Source organism: Pedobacter sp. 01N416 (assembly GCF_056399685.1).
Genome location: NZ_JBFTRT010000534.1, coordinates 1 through 4640, shown reverse-complemented (window position 1 = coordinate 4640; position 4640 = coordinate 1). Strand labels below are relative to the sequence as shown.

Here is a 4640-nt window from a genome sequence, read left to right as displayed (position 1 = left end):
GAACTGCAAGCGTTCAGGGCTTTTTTTGTATCATTTTTGAAAAGGTTGACTTTAGTTTTTGCATCTAAACTGAGAATAACTATTATTGGGGTTAAATATAACCTAGCCAAAAGTGATTACAGCCGAGAACAAAACAAATTTATTAGCAACCAAGCAACATTTCGAAATTTTAGATGGATTAAGGGGCGTAGCTGCCATTGTGGTGGTAATTTATCACTTTATGGAAATCGCGATTACCAATTATAACAAGAATTTTCTTTCACATGGTTTCCTCGCTGTCGACTTCTTTTTCTGTTTATCCGGCTTTGTAATTGCCTATGCTTACGATAGCCGTGCACCACATATCGGGATTACACAGTTCTTTAAATTAAGGCTTATCCGTTTGCACCCGCTGGTGGTTATTGGTTCCGTTTTAGGACTGATCACTTTTCTGATCGATCCATACAGCGATCTTTATGAGGTTTATGGATTCGGGAAAACCTTTCTTTTATTTTTATCTTCAGCTTTTTTAATCCCTTATCCGGCCATGCCCGAGCGGTATACCAACTTATTCTGCTTAAATGCACCGGCCTGGTCGTTATTTTGGGAATATATTGCCAATATCTTTTACATTTTTATACTTTACCGCCTGGGTAAAAAATCACTGATCGCTTTGGTTGTTATAGGAGCGGTATGCCTTTGTTATGTAGCTGTTCGCGCTACCAACGTAGGTGGCGGCTGGGGAGGACAGAATTTCTGGGACGGTGGAGCACGTGTGCTGTATTCTTTTACAGCCGGTATGCTGGTTTACCGTTTAAATTGGGTGATCAAAAATAAACTTGGCTTTTTAGGCATGATCGTACTTTTGCTCGCAGCCTTTTTAGTTCCTTTTAATGATAAATACAATTGGATTACCGAGCCGATACTTGTGCTGTTTTACTTTCCGCTTTTAGTGGCATTAGGAGCAGGTACCGTATTAAACCCATCGTTTAAAAAGATCTGTAATCTCTCAGGCGAAATATCATATCCGCTTTATATGGTACATTATCCATTTGTTTGGATATTTTTAACCTATGTAGCCGAAGTTCAGCCACCAGCATCCTCACTTTGGGTGGTGATACCGGTTTCTGTACTGCTTTTAATTGTTTTCTCTTATATGGTAATGAGATTTGTAGATATTCCTTTGCGCAAATACCTTAAGCAAAAATTTTTAAACGATAACAGAATATGAAATCTTTAAAACCTGCCTTGTTTTTCCTTTTCTTAATTATGCTGTTTAGCTGCAAGCCATCAAATAATGATTATACCTACAACGAAAAAGTAACTTCAATTTTTTTGCGGGAAATGAAACAGATCGATGAAACGGATAGTGTTTTTAAAGATACTTCGAAGGTATATGCAAAAGGTTTTCCTGATTCTATTTTCCTGTCGCACAAGGCTGACAATCTGATCAATAATTCAAAAATAGACCTTCTTGATATCGCACGTTTGAAACCAAGTAAAGCGGCTGCAAAATTTAACGAAGGTGTAATACAATACCTCACTGCCATAAACGATTATGGCAAAACAGCAAAGGAAATGCTGCATGTAAAAGCCATTGACGAAAAACGAAAATACTATGACCTGCTGGCCGTTAAATATGAAAAACTGAATACCTATCCTGATCAGTTACTGGCTATTCAGAAAGTTTATCTGCAAGAAGTAGGACTGCAGCCGAAGTAGAATTTTAAGCGGCAGTATTAAATAGCAGGATAAATTTCGTACCTTTGCACAAAATAAAATCACATTGTAAGTGATCTTTAAAACTTTTTTATTTAAAATTTAAATCATAGTTGTAGATGATTAACATTACTTTACCTGACGGTTCTGTCCGTCAGTATGAAAAGGGCACTTCTGCCCACCAAATTGCATTGTCAATTTCTGAGGGCTTGGCCCGTAACGTATTAGCCGCTGAGGTTAATGGCGAAGTTTGGGATTCAATAAGACCAATCGAATCTGATTCATCAGTAAAATTATTGACCTGGAATGATACTGCCGGAAAATCGACTTTTTGGCATTCATCAGCTCACTTAATGGCTGAGGCTTTAGAAGCACTTTATCCGGGTACCAAATTCGGTATCGGCCCAGCTATCGAAACTGGTTTTTATTATGATGTAGACTTTGGCGACCGTGAATTTTCTTCGGACGATTTCAAGGCCATCGAAACCAAAATGATCGAACTGGCTAAGCAAAAGGAAACTTTTGTACGCGAAAGTGTGAGCAAAGCTGATGCGGTAAAATATTTTACCGAAAAAGGCGATGAGTACAAATTGGATTTAATTGATGGCCTGGAAGATGGTAAGATTACTTTCTATACCCAAGGTTCATTTACCGATTTATGCCGTGGCCCACATATTCCGAATACTGGTTTTGTGAAGGCAGTAAAACTGATGAATGTAGCTGGTGCTTACTGGCGAGGCGATGAAACCAAAAAACAATTAACCCGTATTTATGGGGTAACTTTCCCTAAGGCGAGCGAGCTTACTGAATATCTTTTAATGATTGAGGAAGCAAAAAAACGCGATCACCGTAAATTAGGGAAAGAGCTGGAGTTATTTGCTTTCTCAGAAAAAGTAGGAATGGGCTTGCCTTTATGGCTGCCTAAAGGAACTGCTTTGCGCGAGCGCTTGGTGAACTTTTTAACTAAAGCACAGGCTAAAGCAGGCTACGAGCAAGTAGTAACACCACATATCGGACACAAAAATTTATATGTAACCTCAGGTCACTGGGAGAAATACGGTAAAGATTCCTTCCAACCAATTAAAACGCCACAAGAAGGAGAGGAGTTCTTCCTAAAACCGATGAACTGCCCTCACCACTGTGAGATTTACAAAACAAAACCTCGTTCTTATAAAGATCTTCCGGTTCGTTTTGCCGAGTTTGGCACGGTTTACCGTTACGAACAAAGTGGCGAATTACATGGGTTAACCCGTGTACGTGGCTTTACTCAAGATGATGCACACTTATTCTGTATGCCAGAACAGGTGAAAGAAGAGTTTAAAAAAGTAATCGACTTGGTGCTTTATGTATTTAAATCATTAGGTTTTGATAACTATACTGCTCAGGTTTCATTAAGAGACCCGGAGAACAAATCGAAATATATTGGTTCTGACGAAAATTGGAGACTATCTGAAAATGCCATTATCGAAGCAGCTGCAGAAAAAGGCTTAAATACTGTTGTAGAATATGGCGAAGCCGCTTTCTATGGCCCTAAGCTCGATTTTATGGTGAAAGATGCTTTAATTCCGATATTCGCGGGCTGATTGACTTTCGTGATGAGAAAATCGGTCGCAAAATACGCGATTCGGAAGTTAAAAAGATCCCATACATGCTCATTATCGGTGATAAGGAAATGGCAGAAGGAAAAGTTTCTGTCCGCAAACATGGTGAGGGAGATTTAGGCGAAATGACGTTGGAAGAGTTCAACAATTTATTAAGAAAAGAAATAACAGTTTAAATTAAATAGTACAAATTTGGCATTAGGAAGACCAGGATTTAACAGGGGACCACGTCCACCTTTTAAGAAAAAAGAAGCAGAGCATAACATTAATCAGTATATTAAATCGCCCGAAGTGCGTTTAGCTGGCGATAATGTTGAACCGGGGATTTATCCTTTGGCAAAAGCTTTGGCACTTGCTGATGAACTGGAATTGGATTTGGTAGAAATATCTCCAAATGCCGTACCACCAGTTTGTAGAATTATTGATTACAGTAAATTTGTTTACGAGCAGAAGAAAAAGCAGAAAGAAATTAAAGCTAATGCAAAACAAACTGTAATTAAGGAGATCCGTTTTGGTCCTAACACCAACGATCACGATTTCCAGTTTAAATTGATCTCCTTAATTACAGTTTGTTTTGCATTAGCTTTAATTTCTTTCTGCTTTTTCTTCTGCTCGTAAACAAATTTACTGTAATCAATAATTCTACAAACTGGTGGTACGGCATTTGGAGATATTTCTACCAAATCCAATTCCAGTGCTAAAAAGCGTTTTTCGCTTACTGGAACAGGTAAAATCAAAAGAAACAACGCATACAAAAGTCACATCTTAACAAAGATGAGCACTAAACGTAAACGTGCCTTAGGTCAAGCAAGTATCGTATCTGATGCTGATATGGGTAACGTTAAACGTATGCTTTGTATCGGAAAGTAATTTATTAATTCACCAGGTATCAGGCTTTAAGTTTCCGGTTAAACGGAACGCCGCTTGCCAAAAAACAACAACAACATGCCACGTTCGGTAAACGCAGTAGCTTCGAGAAGAAGAAGAAAAAAAATCCTTAATCTAGCCAAAGGCTATTGGGGAGCAAGAAGTAAGGTTTATACTGTTGCTAAAAACACAGTAGAAAAAGGTTTGCAATATGCATACCGTGACCGTAAAGTTAAGAAAAGAGAATTCCGCGGATTATGGATCCAACGTATTAATGCAGGTGCTCGTCAGCACGGTATTTCTTACTCTCAATTAATTGGTAAACTAGCTTCTAAAGAAATCGGTTTAAACCGTAAAGTATTGGCTGATTTAGCAATGAATCATCCAGAAGCTTTCAAAGCTGTAATTGATGCAGTAAAATAGAAATTTTCGCTTAGGCGATAATCATATTTAAAAAAGGTCCCGATGTAAAAT

At 38.3% G+C, this 4640-nt stretch carries 4 protein-coding genes and 3 pseudogenes; 6 read left to right on the top strand and 1 reads right to left on the bottom strand.

Annotated features, from left to right (window positions below):
- Window positions 1-112 precede the first annotated feature (112 nt).
- The 4 genes and pseudogenes from AC1DND_RS23070 to infC (AC1DND_RS23055) form a co-directional block, all read left to right on the top strand.
- The gene (locus tag AC1DND_RS23070) at window positions 113-1210 is read left to right on the top strand and encodes an acyltransferase family protein (RefSeq protein ID WP_477584928.1); all 1098 of its coding nucleotides are present in this window, start codon (window positions 113-115) and stop codon (window positions 1208-1210) included.
- Window positions 1207-1701 carry a hypothetical protein gene (locus tag AC1DND_RS23065; RefSeq protein WP_477584927.1) on the top strand — a complete coding sequence of 165 codons (495 nt, stop codon included), beginning with the start codon at window positions 1207-1209 and terminating at the stop codon, window positions 1699-1701. Before AC1DND_RS23070 ends, AC1DND_RS23065 begins: the two co-directional genes overlap by 4 nt.
- 116 nt (window positions 1702-1817) lie before the next feature.
- A pseudogene (thrS, locus tag AC1DND_RS23060) lies at window positions 1818-3475 on the top strand (threonine--tRNA ligase).
- Window positions 3476-3491: 16 nt separating this feature from the next.
- Window positions 3492-3851 (top strand): annotated as a pseudogene (gene infC / locus AC1DND_RS23055) (translation initiation factor IF-3); the annotation flags it as partial.
- On the opposite strand, the pseudogene infC (AC1DND_RS23050) reads toward infC (AC1DND_RS23055), so the two are convergent.
- A pseudogene (infC, locus tag AC1DND_RS23050) lies at window positions 3851-3994 on the bottom strand (translation initiation factor IF-3); the annotation flags it as partial. The pseudogenes infC (AC1DND_RS23055) and infC (AC1DND_RS23050) overlap by 1 nt on opposite strands.
- On the opposite strand from infC (AC1DND_RS23050), the gene rpmI reads away from it, so the two are divergent.
- Complete coding sequence (rpmI, locus tag AC1DND_RS23045; protein ID WP_477584929.1) at window positions 3972-4169, top strand: 50S ribosomal protein L35; 198 nt, start codon at window positions 3972-3974, stop codon at window positions 4167-4169. The pseudogene infC (AC1DND_RS23050) and the gene rpmI sit on opposite strands and share 23 nt — an antisense overlap.
- A gap of 75 nt (window positions 4170-4244) precedes the next feature.
- The gene (gene rplT, locus AC1DND_RS23040; protein ID WP_025144714.1) at window positions 4245-4589 is read left to right on the top strand and encodes a 50S ribosomal protein L20; all 345 of its coding nucleotides are present in this window, start codon (window positions 4245-4247) and stop codon (window positions 4587-4589) included.
- The last annotated feature ends 51 nt before the right edge of the window (window positions 4590-4640 follow it).